This is a genomic window from Pseudomonas sp. yb_5 (assembly GCF_043103865.1).
Lineage (GTDB): Bacteria > Pseudomonadota > Gammaproteobacteria > Pseudomonadales > Pseudomonadaceae > Aquipseudomonas > Aquipseudomonas putida_Y.
Genome location: NZ_JBICKE010000077.1, coordinates 1 through 17,429 on the forward strand (window position 1 = coordinate 1; position 17,429 = coordinate 17,429).

Consider the following 17,429-nt stretch of genomic DNA (forward strand, 5'->3'; position numbering starts at 1 on the left):
GAGGCGGACACCTGGCGGCGCTCGATCTCACAGGCGATAAAAACCTACAGCCAGACCCTCAGCACTCAATCAGTTCAATCAGGCAGAACCGCCCCTGAACCTCCAGCCCAAGCAATTCGTCATTGCCATCCAGCCGCAAGCAGTCGAACAACCCCAACCGCTGCGTCTCGCGCCCGGAAATAGTGACTTCGACCAGGCTGCTGGCAGCAAACAACAACACCGTCGACGCCGAGCTGTACACCCGGCTGGTGCCATCCAGCCACTGCAACCGCGCCCGATATCGCTGCGGCGAATAGATCAGATTGAAATCGCGGATCGGCCCGCCCAGCAACTTGCAGCTGACCTGGTTCTCGCCGCTGAAGGCAAACGCATCGAACGCCAGCAATGGCCGGCTGGCCTGGCCGTCGACCAGCAGCCGCATGCCGTCGCCCTGCAGCACGGTGATGATCCGTTGGTAACCGACGAAGGCGGAAAAGCCGCCCGACTCCTCGATATCGGCAATCGACAGACGCCAGCCAAAACCGTCCAGGCCCTCGCCACTGTCGCGGGTAATCTCTTCGGTGAAACCGCCACCGTTCTTCCACGGCATGCGCGGGTAATCGTGCGCACGCATCAACTGCAGCTGACTCATTTGCTGAAACGTCCTTCCAGGCGATGACGGGAACCGGGGTGGATCAGCCGTGCAGCGGTCACCGGCTGACGACCGGACCAGGTGCGACGACGAATCAGCAGGCAAGGCTCGCCCTGCTCGATCTGCAACAGGCGGCATTCTTCCGGCTCGGCCAGGATCGCCTCGACCACGTGCTCGCCTTCGGTCAACGGCGCCACCTGGGACAGGTAGGCGTAAGGCGTCTGCCGAGTAAAGTCCTGCTTGAGGTAGTCGGGGGCGATGGCCGCGTTGACGTAACGGTCCTCGATCTGCACCGGCACGCCATTCTCGAAATGCACGATCAGCGAATGGAACACCCGCTGACCTTCACGCATGTCCAGGGCCAACGCCCGTTCGGAGCCGGCCGCTTCCTCGGCAAGCGTGATCACCTGGCAGCTATGCTGGTGGCCACGGGCGGCGATTTCGTCAGCGATGTTGTTGACCTCGAACAGCGCCGAACGGCCCTTGGGCTCGGCCACGAAGGTGCCGACCCCCTGCATGCGCACCAGCAGGCCTTCGGCGGTGAGTTCACGCAGGGCGCGGTTGATGGTCATGCGGCTGAAGCCCAGCTCGTTGACCAGCTCGCTCTCGGAGGGTACCCGGTGATGCGGTGGCCAGCTGCCGTTGTCGATCTGCTGGATGATCATCTGTTTGACCCGGGCGTAGAGCGGCGCCGGGCCCTCGCCCATCTGGGCAACCAGCGCGGAGACAGGAGGTGTCGGCACGGCGATGGATCCTTGTGCAAATGAAATGAGCGGTAGCTTGCCGCAGTTTACCCGGCAGGCAAACGCCTGTATATGTATATACAAGTTAACAATAACAGGATTCCACCGATGTCTGCCTACTTCGCCGAACGCGCCCTGCTACCTACGGGCTGGGCCAGCCATGTGCGTATCGAGGTCGCCAGCGATGGCCATGTGGCCAGCATCGAGCCAGGCGCTTCGGTCGAAGGCACCGAGCGCCTGGCCGGCCCGCTGCTGCCCGGCATGCCCAACCTGCACTCGCATGCCTTTCAGCGCGCCATGGCAGGCCTGGCGGAAGTTGCCGGCAACCCCAACGACAGTTTCTGGACCTGGCGCGAGCTGATGTATCGCCTGGTCGGGCAGATCAGCCCACAGCAGCTTCAGGTCATCGCCCGCCAGTTGTACATCGAGATGCTCAAGGCCGGCTACACCTCGGTGGCCGAATTCCATTACGTGCACCACGACCAGGCCGGCAAGCCCTACGCCGACCCGGCCGAGCTGTCGCTCCGCATCAGCGCAGCCGCGGCCGATAGCGGCATTGGCCTGACCTTGCTGCCGGTGCTGTACAGCCATGCAGGCTTTGGCGGCCAGGCGCCGAACGACGGGCAGCGGCGCTTCATCAACTCCACTGAACAGTACCTGCAGTTGCAAGCGCAACTCGCCCCGCTGCTGGCCGCGCAACCCGCGCAGCACCTGGGCCTGTGCTTCCACTCGCTAAGGGCGGTAACACCTGGGCAGATCGCCGAAGTGCTGGCGGCCAGCGACAGGCAGTGCCCGGTGCATATCCACATCGCCGAACAACAGAAGGAAGTTGACGACTGCCTGGCCTGGAGCGGCCTGCGCCCGCTGCAGTGGCTGTACAAGCACGTGGACGTGGACCGCCGCTGGTGCCTGGTACACGCTACCCATGCCGAACCGGACGAAGTAACTGCCATGGCCCGCAGCGGCGCGGTGGCCGGGTTGTGCCTGACCACCGAAGCCAACCTGGGCGACGGGATTTTCCCGGCAGTGGATTTCCTGGCACAGGGCGGGCGCATGGGTATTGGCTCGGACAGCCATGTGTCGTTAAGCGTGGTGGAGGAACTGCGTTGGCTGGAATATGGTCAGCGCCTGCGGGATCAACGGCGCAACCGCCTGTATCGCGGCGACCAGCCGATGGTCGGGCGCACGCTGTATGACGCGGCGCTGGCCGGTGGTGCGCAGGCACTGGGGCAGGCGGTCGGCGAGCTGGCGGTGGGCAAGCGCGCCGATTGGCTGGTGCTCGATGGGCAGGACCCGTACATCGCCATGGCGGAGGGTGACGCCATTCTCAACCGCTGGCTGTTTGCCGGCGGCGATCGCCAGGTACGCGATGTGATGGTGAATGGGCAGTGGGTGGTCCGCCAGGGGCGGCATGCGCAAGAAAAAGAAAGCGGGCGGGCGTTTGCCGAGGTGTTGCGCCAGCTTTTGGGCTGAGCGTACCGGGGCTGCGTTGCAGCCCTTCGCGGGCAAGCCCGCGAAGGATTGCAACGCAACCCCAAAAACTCAGTGCATCTTTACTATTTGCTGATCGGACGCCCGCCAGATCAAGCGGCTGGTGTCATACCCCTGCTGCCGCGCCCTGGACAGCAGGTTCTCGCGCTCCCAGGCAGGCAGCGTCGGCGTACGCGACAATATCCACAGGTATTTGCGGTCCGGGCTGCCGACGATGGCCGTACGGTAGTGGTCGTCCACATAAAGAATCCAGTACTCACCCCGCGCCACGCCTGGCACCAGCTTGGTGAACCAGTTATCGAACTCGACCCAGAGCTTGTCGGTGTGCCCCGGCTCCTGGATATTCGCATGCCCTTCGGCGCGCAGCCATTCATCACCCATGGTGCGGCAGCGGTTGAGCACGCCATAACTGCCATCAGGCTTGAGGTTGTAATGCGCCTCGGACTGCTCGCAGCCTTCCTGGTAGCGCATGGGCAGGCGCGCCAGCTCGTACCATTTGCCCTGGTAGCGCTTGAGGTCGACATGGCCGGCGGTTTTCGGTGCCAGCGGGTCGTGCGAGGAACCTGCACAACCGCCCAGCAGCAACGCCAGGCATACCCCCATCAGCAGGTACGCACGCCTCATTTGAGACCCTGCCCGGAGTACATCAGCACCTTGTCAGCTGCGTACTGCACGCTGATGAAGCTCTTCTCGTCCCCCCAGGTGCAGCTGCTCATGCCCAACGCGCCAGAACACTCGGTCGGCGTGCCGAGCAACTGCTCGACCTCGGCCTTGCTCATACCGGCCTTGATCTTGGAATAGTTTTCCTGGTTGATCTTGCTGCAGGCAGTCAGAACGACGCACAGCGACAACAGGGCGAGGGAACGCAACGACATGAAGGGACACTCCTGAAAGATGATACAGGCGAGTGGCCTGCAGTGACCTTCGACGTGAAAATCCCTCCCAGGTTCCCTGCCCCACCCCCCTTGCCCCTACACCATTGGTCGGATGGCCACTACTGTGCGATTAATCACAAAGCATTAGTCATACGCCCAATAAAAAGGCCGCCCCTGTTGGAGCGGCCTTGCGTCGCGATGGCCTGCACAGCAGGCCTCCTGGGCGTTAGAACCTGGACCCAGGCTCCAGCAAAAAGTCCATCTCTTCACTGGTACTCGGCCGCTCCAGCACCAGGTTGCGGTGCGGGAAACGCCCGAACCGGGCAATTACCCGCTGGTGCTGCTCGGCATAGTCGAGGAAGCCTTCGAACAGCCGGCGGTTGGCCTCGGGCTGTTCGTCCAGCAGCATTTGATAGCGTTCCACGCACAGGTTCTGCCAGTCCAGCACTTCGGCATGCTCCAGCACCAGCAGCACGAACACCCGCTGGATCGGCAGCAGCTGGTAGTCCCAGCCCTTCTGCAGGCCCTGCATGGCCACCACCTGGGCACGCCGGTCGCCCTCGAAGGCACGCGGCGTGTCGCGGTAGATCATGCGTGGCAGTTGGTCCAGCAAAATCAGCAGGCCCAGCCAGCCCTGCGGACTTTGCTGCCACTCCTCGAGCCCACCCGCCAGGGCGTGCTCGACGAGATCGCCAAACAGCGCATAGGCGTCGGCATCGTGATGCTTGCCGAACCACAGCGTGCTCTTCTCGTCAGCCACGGCCTGGGCACTGGTGCCCCAACCGAACCACCACTCCAGCAACGGCTGCCAAGGTGCGAGCATGACTTACTCCTTGTGGTAGGCGGTGACGCGCTCGACCTCTTCCTTCGAGCCGAGAATCACCGACACGCGCTGGTGCAGGCTTTCTGGCTTGATGTCGAGGATGCGATCGTAACCGTTGGTGGAAGCGCCGCCGGCCTGTTCGATGATGAACGACATCGGGTTGGCTTCGTACATCAGGCGCAGCTTGCCCGGCTTGCTTGGTTCGCGGGCGTCACGTGGGTACATGAACAGGCCGCCACGGGTCAGGATGCGGTGCACGTCGGCCACCATCGAGGCGATCCAGCGCATGTTGTAGTTCTTCTTCAGCGGGCCGGTCTCGCCTGCCAGCAGTTCGCCCACATAGCGCTGTACCGGGGCTTCCCAGTGGCGCTGGTTGGACATGTTGATGGCGAACTCGGCAGTGGTTTCCGGTACGCGGATGTTTTCGTGAGTCAGCACGAAGCTGCCCAGTTCGCGATCCAGGGTGAAGCCCTTGACGCCATTGCCCAGGGTCAGGACCAGCATGGTTTGCGGGCCGTAGATGGCGTAACCGGCAGCAACCTGCTCGGTACCTGGCTGCAGGAACGCTTCTTCGTTGAGGCTTTCGTTCTGGCTCAGGTACTGGTTAGGGCAACGCAGAACCGAGAAGATGGTACCGACCGACACGTTGACATCGATGTTCGACGAACCGTCCAGCGGGTCGAAGACCAGCAGGTAGGCGCCTTTCGGGTACCTGCCCGGGATCTGGTAGGCGTTGTCCATTTCTTCGGAAGCCATGCCAGCCAGGTGGCCGCCCCACTCGTTGGCTTCCAGCAGGATATCGTTGGAAATCACGTCCAGTTTCTTCTGGACCTCGCCCTGCACGTTTTCAGTGCCCATGCTGCCCAGCACACCACCGAGGGCGCCCTTGGACACGTGATGGCTGATTTCCTTGCACGCACGCGCTACCACTTCGATCAGGAAGCGCAGATCGGCAGGGGTATTGTTGCTGCGGGTCTGCTCAATCAGATAGCGACTCAGGGTAACGCGGGACATGTATGGCTCCGAACGGATTGGGGGGGATGAAAAACCCCCGCAGTTTACAGGGAGAGTGACGGGCTAGCGAGTGATGAGACTCGCCACGGCTCTCAGACGGCACAATAGGTCGGTAGTTCAGCGCGCGCCAGGCCGGTGGTCTGGTTGTGGGGCCATTCGCGGGCACGCGCGCTCCCTGGTTGATGAAAGCCCTGCAGGAAGCGGATCTACCCGCGAACAAGCCAGCACAGGCCTACCTCAATCCAGCGCCTTCCAGATCTCGGTCGCATACTCACGGATAGTCCGATCCGACGAGAACCAGCCCATCCGCGCGGTATTGAGCACCGCCTTGCGCCACCACTCCTGCGGCGTGTGCCACAGATCCTCGACCCGCCGCTGGGCATCCCAGTAGGCATCGAAATCGGCGCACACCAGGAAGCGGTCGTAGGCCACCAGGCCGTCGATCAACCCGGTGTAACGAGAGGGATCGTCGGGCGAGAACACACCACTGCGAATAGCCTGCAACACATCGCTCAAACGGTTGGAAGCGGCTATGGCGGCGTTGGCACCAAAGTCACCGGCACGCTTGCGCGTTTCAACCTGCTGCGCGGTCAGGCCAAAGATGAACATGTTGTCAGCCCCCACCTGTTCGCACATCTCCACATTGGCGCCATCCAGGGTGCCGATGGTCAGTGCACCATTGAGGCCGAACTTCATGTTGCTGGTACCGGAAGCTTCGTAGCCCGCAGTGGATATCTGCTCGGAAAGGTCCGCCGCCGGGATGATGCTCTCGGCCAGGCTGACGTTATAGTTGGGCAGGAACACCACTTTCAGCAGGCCGCGCACCGTCGGGTCGTTGTTCACCACCCGGGCGATGTCGTTGGCCAGCTTGATGATCAGTTTGGCCTGGTGGTAACTGGCCGCAGCCTTGCCAGCGAAGATCTTCACCCGCGGCACCCAGTTGGTGCCAGGGTCATTGCGTATGGCCTGATACAGTGCAACGGTGTGCAGCAGGTTGAGCAACTGGCGCTTGTATTCGTGAATGCGTTTGACCTGAACATCGAATAGCGCCTCGGGGTTGACCGTGACACCGATGCGATCCTGAATGATGCTGGCCAGGGCACGCTTGCTGTGCAGCCGCTGGGCAGCGAACTGCTTGCGGAAACCGGCTTTGTCGGCGAACGGCACCAGGCCCGCCAGACGTGTCTGCGGGTCGTCCTTGAGTTCCGGCCCAAGCGCCTCGACCAGCATCTCGGTCAACTGGGGGTTGGACTGGTACAACCAGCGGCGGAAGGTAATGCCGTTGGTCTTGTTGTTGATCCGTTTCGGGTAGAGCTTGTGCAGCTCGGAGAATACCGTGCTCTTCATCAACTTGCTGTGCAGCGCCGACACGCCGTTGACGCTGTGCGAGCCAAGAAACGCCAGGTTGCCCATGCGCACCCGTCGGCCGTTGTCCTCCTCGATCAGCGAAACCGCGCGCAGCACGTCGAAATCGTGCAGGCCTTTGGCCCGCAACGCATCGATATGGTAGGCATTGATCAGGTAGATGATCTGCATGTGCCGCGGCAACATGCGCTCCATCAGCGCTACCGGCCAGGTTTCCAGGGCTTCTGGCAACAGGGTGTGGTTGGTGTAGGCGAGCGTGCCGACGGTCAGCTCCCAGGCCTTTTCCCAAGGCACTTCGTGCTGGTCCACCAGCAACCGCATCAACTCCGCCACCGCAATCGAAGGGTGGGTGTCGTTTAGCTGGATGGCCGCTGCATCGGGCAGGTTGAGCAGGTCCTTGTGCATGTTCAGGTGGCGCCGCAGCAAGTCCTGCAGCGAAGCCGAGACGAAAAAGTACTCCTGGCGAAGGCGCAGCTCCTGACCAGCCTCGGTACTGTCGGCCGGGTAGAGTACCCGCGAAATGCTCTCGGCACGCGCCACTTCAGCCACCGCCCCCAAGTGGTCACCGGCGTTGAAGCGCTCCAGGTGCAACTCTTCCAGCGCACGGGCACGCCACAGGCGCAGGGTGTTGACGCTGGATCCGCGCCAGCCGACCACCGGCGTGTCGTAGGCTACCGCCCGCACCGTCTCGCCAGGCCACCATACCTGGCGCTGGGCACCGCTTGCATCGTGCACCGTTTCGACACTGCCGCCAAAGCTGATCGGGTAGATCACCTCGGCGCGCTCGAACTCCCAGGGGTTGCCGAAATCCAGCCAGTTTTCGGTCTGTTCCTGCTGCCAGCCATCGACCACGGCCTGACGGAACAACCCATGCTCGTAGCGGATGCCGTAGCCATGGGCAGCGATACCCAAGGTAGACATGCTCTCCATGAAGCACGCCGCCAGACGGCCAAGGCCGCCATTGCCCAGCGCAGCATCCGGCTCGAGCAGGCGAATGCGCTCGAGGTCCACATCCAGCCCCTCCAGCGCATCGCGCGCGATGTCCAGCAGGCCCAGGTTGCTCAGGCTGTCGTACAGCAAGCGGCCGATGAGAAACTCCAGGGAAAGGTAGTAGACCCGTTTCTGGCTACGCCGATAGGCCTGCCGGGTGTGATCCATCCAGTGGTCGACCATGTGATCGCGCGCAGCCAGGGCAATGGCCTCGAACCAGTCATGGTCGAAGGCATGCTCGGGGTCCTTGCCGACCGCGTAGGTCAGCTTGTTCAGTACAGCGGCGCGAAAATCCGCGACTTCGGCGTCACGTGCTTTGGGTTCCTGGGACATGCGGCATCCTCGGGCAAGTTGACGAAAGCGGAGGGAGAGTGATGAGACTAGACCCTTCGACAGGGAGCGACAGTTACGGTTCGCAGTTTTCATGCCCACTCTGCGATTCCGGCAAAAGGTTGTTCATAAATTGAACAATTCCGGTATCATCGCGCGCCCCAAGACCGTGATCCACCTTATAAAGATGAAAACGACCCTGATCGCCGCCGCCGAAGTCGACCGCCTGGAGACTTGGCAGCGCTACGCCAGCCACATGTGCCACGGCTGCCATTCGACCTGCTGCACCCTGCCGGTAGAGGTGAAGATCAAGGATCTGATCCGTATCGGCGTGGTCGACGAGTTCGAAAAAGACGAACCACCCAAGAACGTGGCCAAACGCCTGCAAAAAGAAGGCATCATCGAGCGCTTCAACCAGAAGTCGGGCATCTTCACCCTGACCCGGATGAGCAACGACGACTGCATGTACCTGGATCGTAAAAGCCGCCTGTGCACCATTTATGACAAGCGCCCGGATACCTGCCGCAACCACCCCAAGGTCGGGCCGCGGCCGGGGTATTGTGCTTACAAGCCCAAAGTGGTTGGGCGCTGATCTATTGCCTGCACCGGCCTCTTCGCGGGTAAACCCGCTCCTACAGGTACTGTGGAGGTCTTGACCTTTGTGGAAATCCTGAGCGGGTTTACCCGCGAAGAGGCCGGTACCACCAGCACAAAAAACCCAGACAAACTAAAACGCCCCCGGCCTTTCGACCGGGGGCGTTTTCATTCAGCCTGAGCTAACTCAGTTCTTGGCTTTCTTGGCTGCGCGGGTACGCTCGCCTTCGTCCAGGATCTTCTTGCGCAGACGGATCGACTTAGGAGTCACTTCGCACAGCTCGTCGTCCTGGATGAACTCCAGGGCCTGCTCGAGGGTGTGGCGAACTGGCGGCACCAGGGCGATGACTTCGTCTTTGCCCGAAGCACGCATGTTGTCGAGCTTCTTGCCTTTGGTCGGGTTCACGCCCAGGTCGTTGTCACGGCTGTTCAGGCCGATGATCTGACCGTTGTAGATCTCCTGGCCGTGCTCAACGAACAGCTTGCCGCGAGCCTGCAGGGTTTCCAGCGAGTAGGTCAGTGCCTTGCCGGTCTCGACCGAAACCAGTACGCCGTTGAGGCGGCCGGACATCTGGCCCGACTTCATGGTGTCGTAGCGATCGAAGATCGAGGTCAGGATGCCTGCACCGTTGGTCAGGGTCAGGAACTGGTTACGGAAACCGATCAGACCACGGGCTGGAATGTTGTACTCCAGACGAACACGGCCCTTGCCATCCGGAACCATGTTGGTCAGGTCGCCTTTACGCAGACCCATTTCTTCCATGACCTTGCCCTGGGATTCTTCAGGGATGTCGATGGTGACGTTCTCGAACGGCTCCTGCTTGACGCCGTCGACTTCGCGGATGATCACTTCAGGACGGCCCACGGCCATTTCGAAGCCTTCACGACGCATGGTTTCGATCAGCACCGACAGGTGCAGCTCACCACGGCCCGATACCTTGAACTTGTCAGGGGAGTCGGTTTCCTGAACGCGCAGGGCAACGTTGTACAGCAGTTCCTTGTCCAGACGGTCCTTGATGTTACGGCTGGTGACGAACTTGCCTTCTTTACCGCAGAACGGCGAGTCGTTGACCTGGAAGGTCATCGAAACGGTCGGCTCGTCAACGGTCAGCGGCTTCATCGCTTCTACCGCATCCGGGGCGCACAGGGTGTCGGAGATGAACAGCTCATCGAAACCGCTGATGCAGACGATATCGCCAGCCTGGGCTTCTTCGACGTCAACGCGGTGCAGACCGTGGTGCCCCATCAGCTTCAGGATACGGCCGTTACGCTTCTTGCCGTTGGTGTCGATGGCGACAACCGGGGTGTTCGGCTTGACACGACCACGGGCGATGCGGCCAACACCGATAACGCCGAGGAAGCTGTTGTAGTCCAGTGCGGAGATCTGCATCTGGAACGGGCCTTCGCGGTCAACAGACGGAGCCGGTACGTTGTCGATGATCGACTGGTACAGCGCGGTCATGTCTTCGCCCATGGCGGTGTGGTCCAGGCCGGCAATGCCGTTCAGGGCCGAGGCGTAGACCACTTTGAAGTCCAGCTGTTCGTCGGTGGCACCGAGGTTGTCGAACAGGTCGAAGATCTGGTCCAGAACCCAGTCAGGACGCGCGCCTGGGCGGTCAACCTTGTTGATCACGACGATTGGCTTCAGGCCGGCTTCGAAGGCCTTCTTGGTCACGAAGCGGGTTTGCGGCATCGGGCCGTCCTGGGCGTCGACCAGCAGCAGCACGGAGTCGACCATCGACATTACACGCTCAACCTCGCCACCGAAGTCGGCGTGGCCGGGGGTGTCGACGATGTTGATGTGGTAGCCGTTCCAGTTGATGGCGGTGTTTTTCGCCAGAATGGTAATACCGCGCTCTTTTTCCTGGTCGTTGGAGTCCATGACGCGCTCGTCGTTGAGCTCGTTACGCTCCAGAGTGCCGGACTGACGCAGGAGTTTGTCGACCAGAGTGGTTTTACCATGGTCAACGTGGGCGATGATGGCGATGTTACGCAGATTTTCGATCACAAGTGTATCTCGATCAGAGGATTCGGTTGCCGCCCAGTGTAGGCGGCCAATATGTACTGTTTAAGGCTCAGCGGGCCCGGCGGTCGGGAGGGCGATGGCGAATACTGCCGCCATACAGCCCCGGCATCTTATGTCGGACGATAAACACGCACATTGGCATGTCCCTCACTGAGCAGGTGGTGTGCGTGCAAACGGCTCATCACACCCTTGTCGCAATACAGCAAGTACTGGCGCGTAGGGTCCAGGTGCTTGAACTTGCTGTTGATGGCGTAGAACGGCATGGCCTGGACCTCGATACCTTCCAGCACCAGTGGTTCGTCTTCCTGGGCATCGGGGTGGCGAATGTCGATGACGATCTGGCCAGGCAGCGCCTCGGCCACTTCCTCGATTTCGATGTCCTTGCCCAGCTCATCGATCACATGGTCGATGGAAATGAACTTGGCGCGCTCAAGAGCGCGCTCCAGCACGGCCATGTCGAACTGCTTTTCTTCGTGCTCCATGCGGTGACGCTTGGCATGGGTAGTCGGGTTTACCGAGATCACGCCGCAGTATTCCGGCATGTGCTTGGCAAAGTCCGCGGTGCCGATTTCGGTGGCCTGGTCGATGATGTCCTGCTTGTGGCTGGCCAGCAGCGGGCGCAGCACCAGCTTGTCGGTGGCCGAGTCGATGATCGACAGGTTCGGCAAGGTCTGGCTGGACACCTGGGAAATCGCTTCGCCGGTCACCAGCGCGTCGATCTGCAGGCGGTCGGCCATATGGGCGGCGCCGCGCAGCATCATGCGCTTGAGGGTCACGCCCATGTAGCTGTTGTCGACCTTGTTGAGGATTTCGCCAACCACTTCTTCGAACGGCACGCTGATGAACAGTACACGCTGGCTGCTGCCGTACTTCTTCCACAGGTAGTGGGCCACTTCCATCACGCCCAGCTCGTGGGCACGGCCGCCGAGGTTGAAGAAGCAGAAGTGGGTCATCAGGCCGCGGCGCATCATCTGGTAGGCCGCAACGGTGGAGTCGAAACCACCGGACATCAGCACCAGGGTCTGCTCCAGGGCGCCCAGCGGATAACCGCCGATGCCGTTGTGCTGGTTGTGGATCACGTACAGGCGCTGGTCGCGGATTTCGATGCGCACCAGCACTTCAGGCTTCTTCAGCTCGATCCCGGCTGCGCCACACTGCTGGCGCAGCTGGCTGCCGACGTAACGGTCGACGTCCATCGAGGTGAAGTCATGGTGGCCACCGCGCTTGCAGCGCACGGCGAAGTGCTTGCCGGCCAGCAGGTGGCCGAAGTGGTGCTTGCACTTGGCGACGATGTCGTCGAAGTCACCCAGCGGGTATTCCTCGACCTGCAGGAAGTGGGTGATACCCGGCGTGCAGGTGAGGCGCTCGATCATCTCGCGCTGGACTTTTTCGTCTTCGACGCGGGTAACCACTTCGAGATTGTCCCAGACACCATCGACCGCGAGCTCAGGGTCGAGATCCTTGAGCACGTTGCGGATGTTCTTGCCAAGCTGGCGGATGAAGCGCTTGCGCACCGGCCGGCTTTTGATGGTGATTTCTGGGAAGACTTTGACGATAAGTTTCATTGGTTAACAGCGCGCGCAGGGCCTGCCGAAAATGAGGGGCGCGAATTATATCGGAAATTGCTCAGGATTTGACCAACTTTTGATCAGAAGCTTTGAGATAAATGCAGAGAGCGGGTTTTGCAGTGCCTGTTCCGGCCCTTTCGCGGGTGCGCCCGCGCCTACAAGCAGTGCAAAGCCCGTAGGAGCGGGTTTACCCGCGAAGAGACCCTGGAAGCTGGCACACCACTCATGCCACGCACCCTATTGGTGCGAGATGATCAAAAAACGCATCGTAAGGGTGCACTTTTGCCCGCCACCCCAACGCCAAATGCCCGCAAACGCCCCCTTTTATCCCAGCCTCGCCATTTTCGGGCACTGGCATGCAATTTGCTCCCTTGTGAGGCAGGTAAGCTTGGCCGACTATCCGCGCCCGGCAACACCCTTTTTCCAGGGCAGCGGCCCACCGCGCTCTAGACCATCCGGAGGACAACATGTCGAAGTCGGTTCAACTCATCAAAGATCATGACGTCAAGTGGATTGATCTGCGTTTCACGGACACCAAAGGCACTCAGCACCACGTGACCATGCCGTCGCGTGATGCGCTGGACGAAGACTTCTTCGAAGTCGGCAAGATGTTCGACGGTTCCTCCATCGCTGGCTGGAAAGGCATCGAAGCCTCCGACATGATCCTGATGCCGGTTGACGAAACCGCCGTTCTGGATCCGTTCACCGAAGAGCCAACCCTGATCATTACCTGCGACATCGTCGACCCGTCGAGCATGCAGGGCTACGATCGTGACCCACGTGCAATCGCCAAGCGCGCCGAAGAGTACCTGAAGAGCACCGGCATCGGTGACACCGTATTCGCCGGCCCAGAGCCTGAGTTCTTCATCTTCGACGAAGTGAAGTTCCAGTCGGACATCTCCGGCTCGATGTTCAAGATCTTCTCCGAGCAGGGCTCGTGGATGACCGGCGCTGACGTGGAAGGCGGTAACAAAGGCCACCGTCCAGGCGTGAAAGGTGGCTACTTCCCGGTTCCGCCGTTCGACCACGACCACGAAATCCGTACTGCCATGTGCAACGCTCTGGAAGAAATGGGCCAGACCGTTGAAGTTCACCACCACGAAGTGGCGACTGCCGGCCAGAACGAAATCGGCGTCAAGTTCAACACCCTGGTGAAGAAGGCTGACGAAGTACAGGCGCTGAAATACGTCGTGCACAACGTTGCCGACGCTTACGGCCGTACCGCCACCTTCATGCCGAAGCCACTGTATGGCGACAACGGCTCGGGCATGCACGTGCACATGTCGATCTGGAAAGACGGCAAGAACACCTTCTCGGGTGAAGGCTATGCCGGCCTGTCCGACACCGCCCTGTACTTCATCGGCGGTATCATCAAGCACGGTAAGGCCCTGAACGGCTTCACCAACCCGTCGACCAACTCCTACAAGCGTCTGGTTCCAGGCTTCGAAGCCCCGGTAATGCTGGCCTACTCGGCTCGCAACCGCTCCGCCTCGATCCGTATTCCTTACGTTGGCAGCCCGAAAGCCCGCCGTATCGAAGCACGCTTCCCGGACCCATCGGCCAACCCGTACCTGGCCTTCGCGGCCCTGCTGATGGCTGGCCTGGACGGCATCCAGAACAAGATCCACCCAGGCGACGCGGCCGACAAGAACCTGTACGACCTGCCGCCAGAAGAAGCCAAGAACATCCCGCAAGTGTGCGGCAGCCTGAAAGAAGCTCTGGAAGAGCTGGATAAAGGCCGTGCGTTCCTGACCAAGGGCGGCGTGTTCTCCGACGACTTCATCGATGCCTTCATCGAGCTGAAGAGCGAAGAAGAAATCAAGGTCCGCACCTTCGTGCACCCGCTGGAATACGAGCTGTACTACAGCTGCTGATCTGATTGGCGCCCCGCGCCGATGACCTGATCACAACGGCCTCCTCCGGGAGGCCGTTTTCGTTTCTGCGCACCAAGCAGAAGCACTGCAACCCCGCCTGTCACGCTATGCTCTATCTTGGTGCACTAATTCACACCATGCCCTCATTTGCTCCCCAATCTGGTTCAAATTAAACGTTTCACCAAGACTTTCTGGTCCGAATTTGCGCAGTTTCAGGCCTTTCTCGGCAAATTCCGCTTCTTTTCGGCGCTTTGGTTTGTTTCTTGCATTTTCTTATCAAGAGTCTCGCATCAGTGGATCCACCCCGCGTCCGGCCCTGGCCATAACAGTGCCAGGCAAGCGCCAAAAGAGGTCAACGACGCCTTATGACCATCAGCGATGCACAGCACCGTCTGCTTCTGGACAACCTGACCACTGCCACGTTGCTGCTCAACGCCGAGCTGCGCCTGGAGTACATGAATCCGGCCGCAGAAATGCTACTGGCCGTCAGTGGCCAGCGCAGCCATGGGCAGTTCATCAGCGAACTGTTCACCGAATCGACCGAGGCGCTCAGCTCGCTGCGCCAGGCGGTCGAGCAGGCGCACCCGTTCACCAAGCGTGAAGCGCAGCTTACATCGCTGACCGGGCAGACCATCACTGTCGACTACGCGGTAACGCCGATACTGCATCAAGGCCAGACCCTGCTGTTGCTCGAAGTGCATCCGCGGGACCGGCTGCTGCGCATCACCAAGGAAGAGGCTCAACTGAGCAAGCAGGAAACCACCAAGATGCTGGTACGCGGCCTGGCCCACGAAATCAAGAACCCCCTTGGCGGCATCCGCGGAGCGGCCCAGCTACTGGCCCGCGAACTGCCCGAGGAAGGGCTGCGCGATTACACCAATGTAATCATCGAAGAGGCTGACCGTTTGCGTAACCTGGTCGACCGCATGCTCGGCTCGAACAAGCTGCCGTCGCTGGCCATGACCAATATTCACGAAGTGCTGGAGCGGGTGTGCAGCCTGGTCGATGCCGAAAGCCAGGGGTGCATCACTTTGGTGCGCGATTACGACCCGAGCCTGCCGGACGTGCTGATCGACCGAGAGCAGATGATTCAGGCCGTACTCAACATCGTGCGCAACGCCATGCAGGCGATCAGCGCGCAGAATGAGCTGCGCCTGGGTCGCATTACCTTGCGCAGCCGCGCCCTGCGCCAGTTCACCATCGGCCACGTGCGTCACCGCCTGGTAGCGCGGGTAGAGATCATCGACAACGGCCCGGGCATCCCGCCGGAACTGCAAGACACCCTCTTCTATCCCATGGTCAGTGGTCGCCCGGACGGTACCGGGCTGGGCCTGGCCATTACCCAGAACATCATCAGCCAGCACCAGGGCCTGATCGAGTGTGAAAGCCACGCAGGCCATACCGCCTTCTCGATTTACCTGCCTCTGGAACAAGGAGCCACCGCCTCATGAGCCGAAGTGAAACCGTCTGGATCGTCGACGATGATCGCTCCATCCGCTGGGTCCTGGAAAAAGCCCTGCAACAGGAAGGCATGACCACCCAGAGCTTCGACAGCGCAGATGGTGTCATGGGGCGCTTGGCACGCCAGCAACCCGACGTGATCATTTCCGACATCCGCATGCCTGGCACCAGCGGCCTCGACCTGCTGGCGCAGATCCGCGAGCAGCACCCGCGCCTGCCGGTCATCATCATGACCGCCCACTCCGACCTGGACAGCGCCGTGGCCTCGTACCAGGGCGGTGCCTTCGAGTACCTGCCCAAGCCATTCGATGTCGACGAAGCGGTATCGCTGGTCAAGCGCGCCAACCAGCACGCCCAGGAGCAGCAAGGCCTGGATGTGCCACAGAACCTGGCGCGCACCCCGGAAATCATTGGCGAAGCCCCGGCGATGCAGGAGGTGTTCCGTGCCATCGGCCGCCTCAGCCACTCCAACATCACCGTGCTGATCAACGGCGAGTCCGGCACCGGCAAAGAACTGGTGGCCCACGCCCTGCACCGACACAGCCCGCGCGCAGCATCGCCGTTCATTGCCCTGAACATGGCCGCCATCCCCAAGGATCTGATGGAGTCGGAGCTGTTCGGCCATGAGAAAGGCGCCTTCACAGGTGCTGCCAACTTGCGTCGGGGCCGTTTCGAGCAGGCCGATGGCGGCACGCTGTTCCTCGACGAAATCGGGGACATGCCCGCCGACACCCAGACCCGCCTGCTGCGCGTGCTGGCCGACGGCGAGTTCTACCGCGTGGGCGGCCACGTGCCAGTCAAGGTCGACGTGCGCATCATCGCCGCCACCCACCAGAACCTGGAATCACTGGTGCAGGCCGGCAAGTTCCGTGAAGACTTGTTCCACCGTCTTAATGTCATCCGTATCCACATTCCGCGCCTGGCCGACCGCCGCGAAGATATCCCCGCCCTCGCCCGCCACTTCCTTGCCCGGGCCGCCCAGGAGTTGGCAGTCGAGCCGAAGATCCTCAAGCCGGAGACTGAAGAGTTCATCCGCAACCTGCCATGGCCGGGCAACGTGCGGCAGATGGAGAACACTTGCCGCTGGATTACCGTGATGGCCTCCAGCCGCGAAGTGCTGATCGGTGACCTGCCGCCAGAACTGCTGAACCTGCCACAAGACGCCGCGCCGGTAACCAACTGGGAGCAGGCCCTGCGCCAGTGGGCCGACCAGGCCTTGGCGCGCGGGCAGACCAACCTGCTGGACAGCGCAGTGCCGAGCTTTGAACGGATCATGATCGAGACGGCACTCAAGCACACCGCCGGACGCCGGCGGGATGCCGCGCTGTTGCTGGGCTGGGGGCGTAACACCCTGACGCGCAAGATCAAGGAATTGGGGATGAATGTGGCTGGTGGGGATGATGAGGAAGGTGATGACCACTGAGCTCTGAATTAGCCTTCTAGATTGCTGGGGCTGCTTTGCAGCCCATCGCGACACAAGGCCGCTCCCACGGGATCACCTCTGCCCCAAGGCTGATGCGATGGACACACATCGGGGTCGTCGTAGGAGCGGGTTCACCCGCGAAGAGGCCGGGCCTGCTGGCCAATCTCCACCTGCCGCTCACCATTGCCGCCACCATCGTATTCGCGGGTAAACCCGCTCCT

Annotated in this window: 14 protein-coding genes; 5 read left to right on the forward strand and 9 right to left on the reverse strand. The window is 61.3% G+C overall.

Annotated elements, in window-relative coordinates:
• Positions 1–58 precede the first annotated feature (58 nt).
• Together ACF8GF_RS12230 and hutC are read right to left on the reverse strand one after the other, a co-directional pair.
• Positions 59–631, reverse strand: coding sequence for a HutD family protein (locus ACF8GF_RS12230; RefSeq protein WP_176684817.1), 573 nt, complete (start codon positions 629–631; stop codon positions 59–61).
• Entirely contained in the window at positions 628–1,338 is a 711-nt protein-coding gene (gene hutC / locus ACF8GF_RS12235; RefSeq protein ID WP_176684829.1) for a histidine utilization repressor, read from the reverse strand. The genes ACF8GF_RS12230 and hutC overlap by 4 nt, the downstream gene beginning before the upstream one ends.
• Positions 1,339–1,482: 144 nt before the next feature.
• On the opposite strand from hutC, the gene ACF8GF_RS12240 reads away from it, so the two are divergent.
• Positions 1,483–2,847, forward strand: coding sequence for a formimidoylglutamate deiminase (locus tag ACF8GF_RS12240; protein WP_392487856.1), 1,365 nt, complete (start codon positions 1,483–1,485; stop codon positions 2,845–2,847).
• A gap of 69 nt (positions 2,848–2,916) precedes the next feature.
• Here ACF8GF_RS12240 and ACF8GF_RS12245 read toward each other — a convergent pair whose 3' ends face one another.
• The 5 genes from ACF8GF_RS12245 to ACF8GF_RS12265 form a co-directional block, all read right to left on the reverse strand.
• Positions 2,917–3,489 (reverse strand): lipocalin family protein, encoded by a 573-nt coding sequence (locus tag ACF8GF_RS12245; protein ID WP_176684815.1) that lies wholly within the window; start codon positions 3,487–3,489, stop codon positions 2,917–2,919.
• A complete protein-coding gene (bamE, locus tag ACF8GF_RS12250; protein ID WP_009681214.1) occupies positions 3,486–3,740 on the reverse strand; it encodes an outer membrane protein assembly factor BamE in 255 nt (84 codons plus the stop codon). Before bamE ends, ACF8GF_RS12245 begins: the two co-directional genes overlap by 4 nt.
• A gap of 226 nt (positions 3,741–3,966) precedes the next feature.
• Complete coding sequence (locus tag ACF8GF_RS12255; protein WP_176684814.1) at positions 3,967–4,563, reverse strand: DUF924 family protein; 597 nt, start codon at positions 4,561–4,563, stop codon at positions 3,967–3,969.
• A gap of 3 nt (positions 4,564–4,566) precedes the next feature.
• Positions 4,567–5,577, reverse strand: a complete 1,011-nt coding sequence (locus ACF8GF_RS12260) for a class 1 fructose-bisphosphatase (RefSeq protein ID WP_176684813.1) — start codon at positions 5,575–5,577, stop codon at positions 4,567–4,569.
• A 237-nt stretch (positions 5,578–5,814) separates the two neighbouring features.
• Positions 5,815–8,265, reverse strand: a complete 2,451-nt coding sequence (locus ACF8GF_RS12265) for a glycogen/starch/alpha-glucan phosphorylase (RefSeq protein WP_176684812.1) — start codon at positions 8,263–8,265, stop codon at positions 5,815–5,817.
• A 184-nt stretch (positions 8,266–8,449) separates the two neighbouring features.
• On the opposite strand from ACF8GF_RS12265, the gene ACF8GF_RS12270 reads away from it, so the two are divergent.
• Positions 8,450–8,854, forward strand: a complete 405-nt coding sequence (locus ACF8GF_RS12270) for a YkgJ family cysteine cluster protein (RefSeq protein ID WP_049870388.1) — start codon at positions 8,450–8,452, stop codon at positions 8,852–8,854.
• Between the two features lie 189 nt (positions 8,855–9,043).
• On the opposite strand, the gene typA is transcribed toward ACF8GF_RS12270, so the two are convergent.
• Positions 9,044–10,864, reverse strand: coding sequence for a translational GTPase TypA (typA, locus tag ACF8GF_RS12275; RefSeq protein WP_021783717.1), 1,821 nt, complete (start codon positions 10,862–10,864; stop codon positions 9,044–9,046).
• 128 nt (positions 10,865–10,992) lie between these two features.
• Positions 10,993–12,447 (reverse strand): tRNA uracil 4-sulfurtransferase ThiI, encoded by a 1,455-nt coding sequence (gene thiI / locus ACF8GF_RS12280; RefSeq protein ID WP_003249221.1) that lies wholly within the window; start codon positions 12,445–12,447, stop codon positions 10,993–10,995.
• A 470-nt stretch (positions 12,448–12,917) separates the two neighbouring features.
• Here thiI and glnA point away from each other — a divergent pair, with 470 nt between their 5' ends.
• The 3 genes from glnA to ntrC all read left to right on the forward strand — a co-directional run bounded on the left by glnA (position 12,918) and on the right by ntrC (position 17,208).
• Positions 12,918–14,324 (forward strand): type I glutamate--ammonia ligase, encoded by a 1,407-nt coding sequence (gene glnA / locus ACF8GF_RS12285; RefSeq protein WP_021783715.1) that lies wholly within the window; start codon positions 12,918–12,920, stop codon positions 14,322–14,324.
• Between the two features lie 365 nt (positions 14,325–14,689).
• The gene (glnL, locus tag ACF8GF_RS12290) at positions 14,690–15,775 is read left to right on the forward strand and encodes a nitrogen regulation protein NR(II) (RefSeq protein WP_209969488.1); all 1,086 of its coding nucleotides are present in this window, start codon (positions 14,690–14,692) and stop codon (positions 15,773–15,775) included.
• A complete protein-coding gene (gene ntrC, locus ACF8GF_RS12295) occupies positions 15,772–17,208 on the forward strand; it encodes a nitrogen regulation protein NR(I) (RefSeq protein WP_176684809.1) in 1,437 nt (478 codons plus the stop codon). Before glnL ends, ntrC begins: the two co-directional genes overlap by 4 nt.
• Positions 17,209–17,429: the final 221 nt, after the last annotated feature.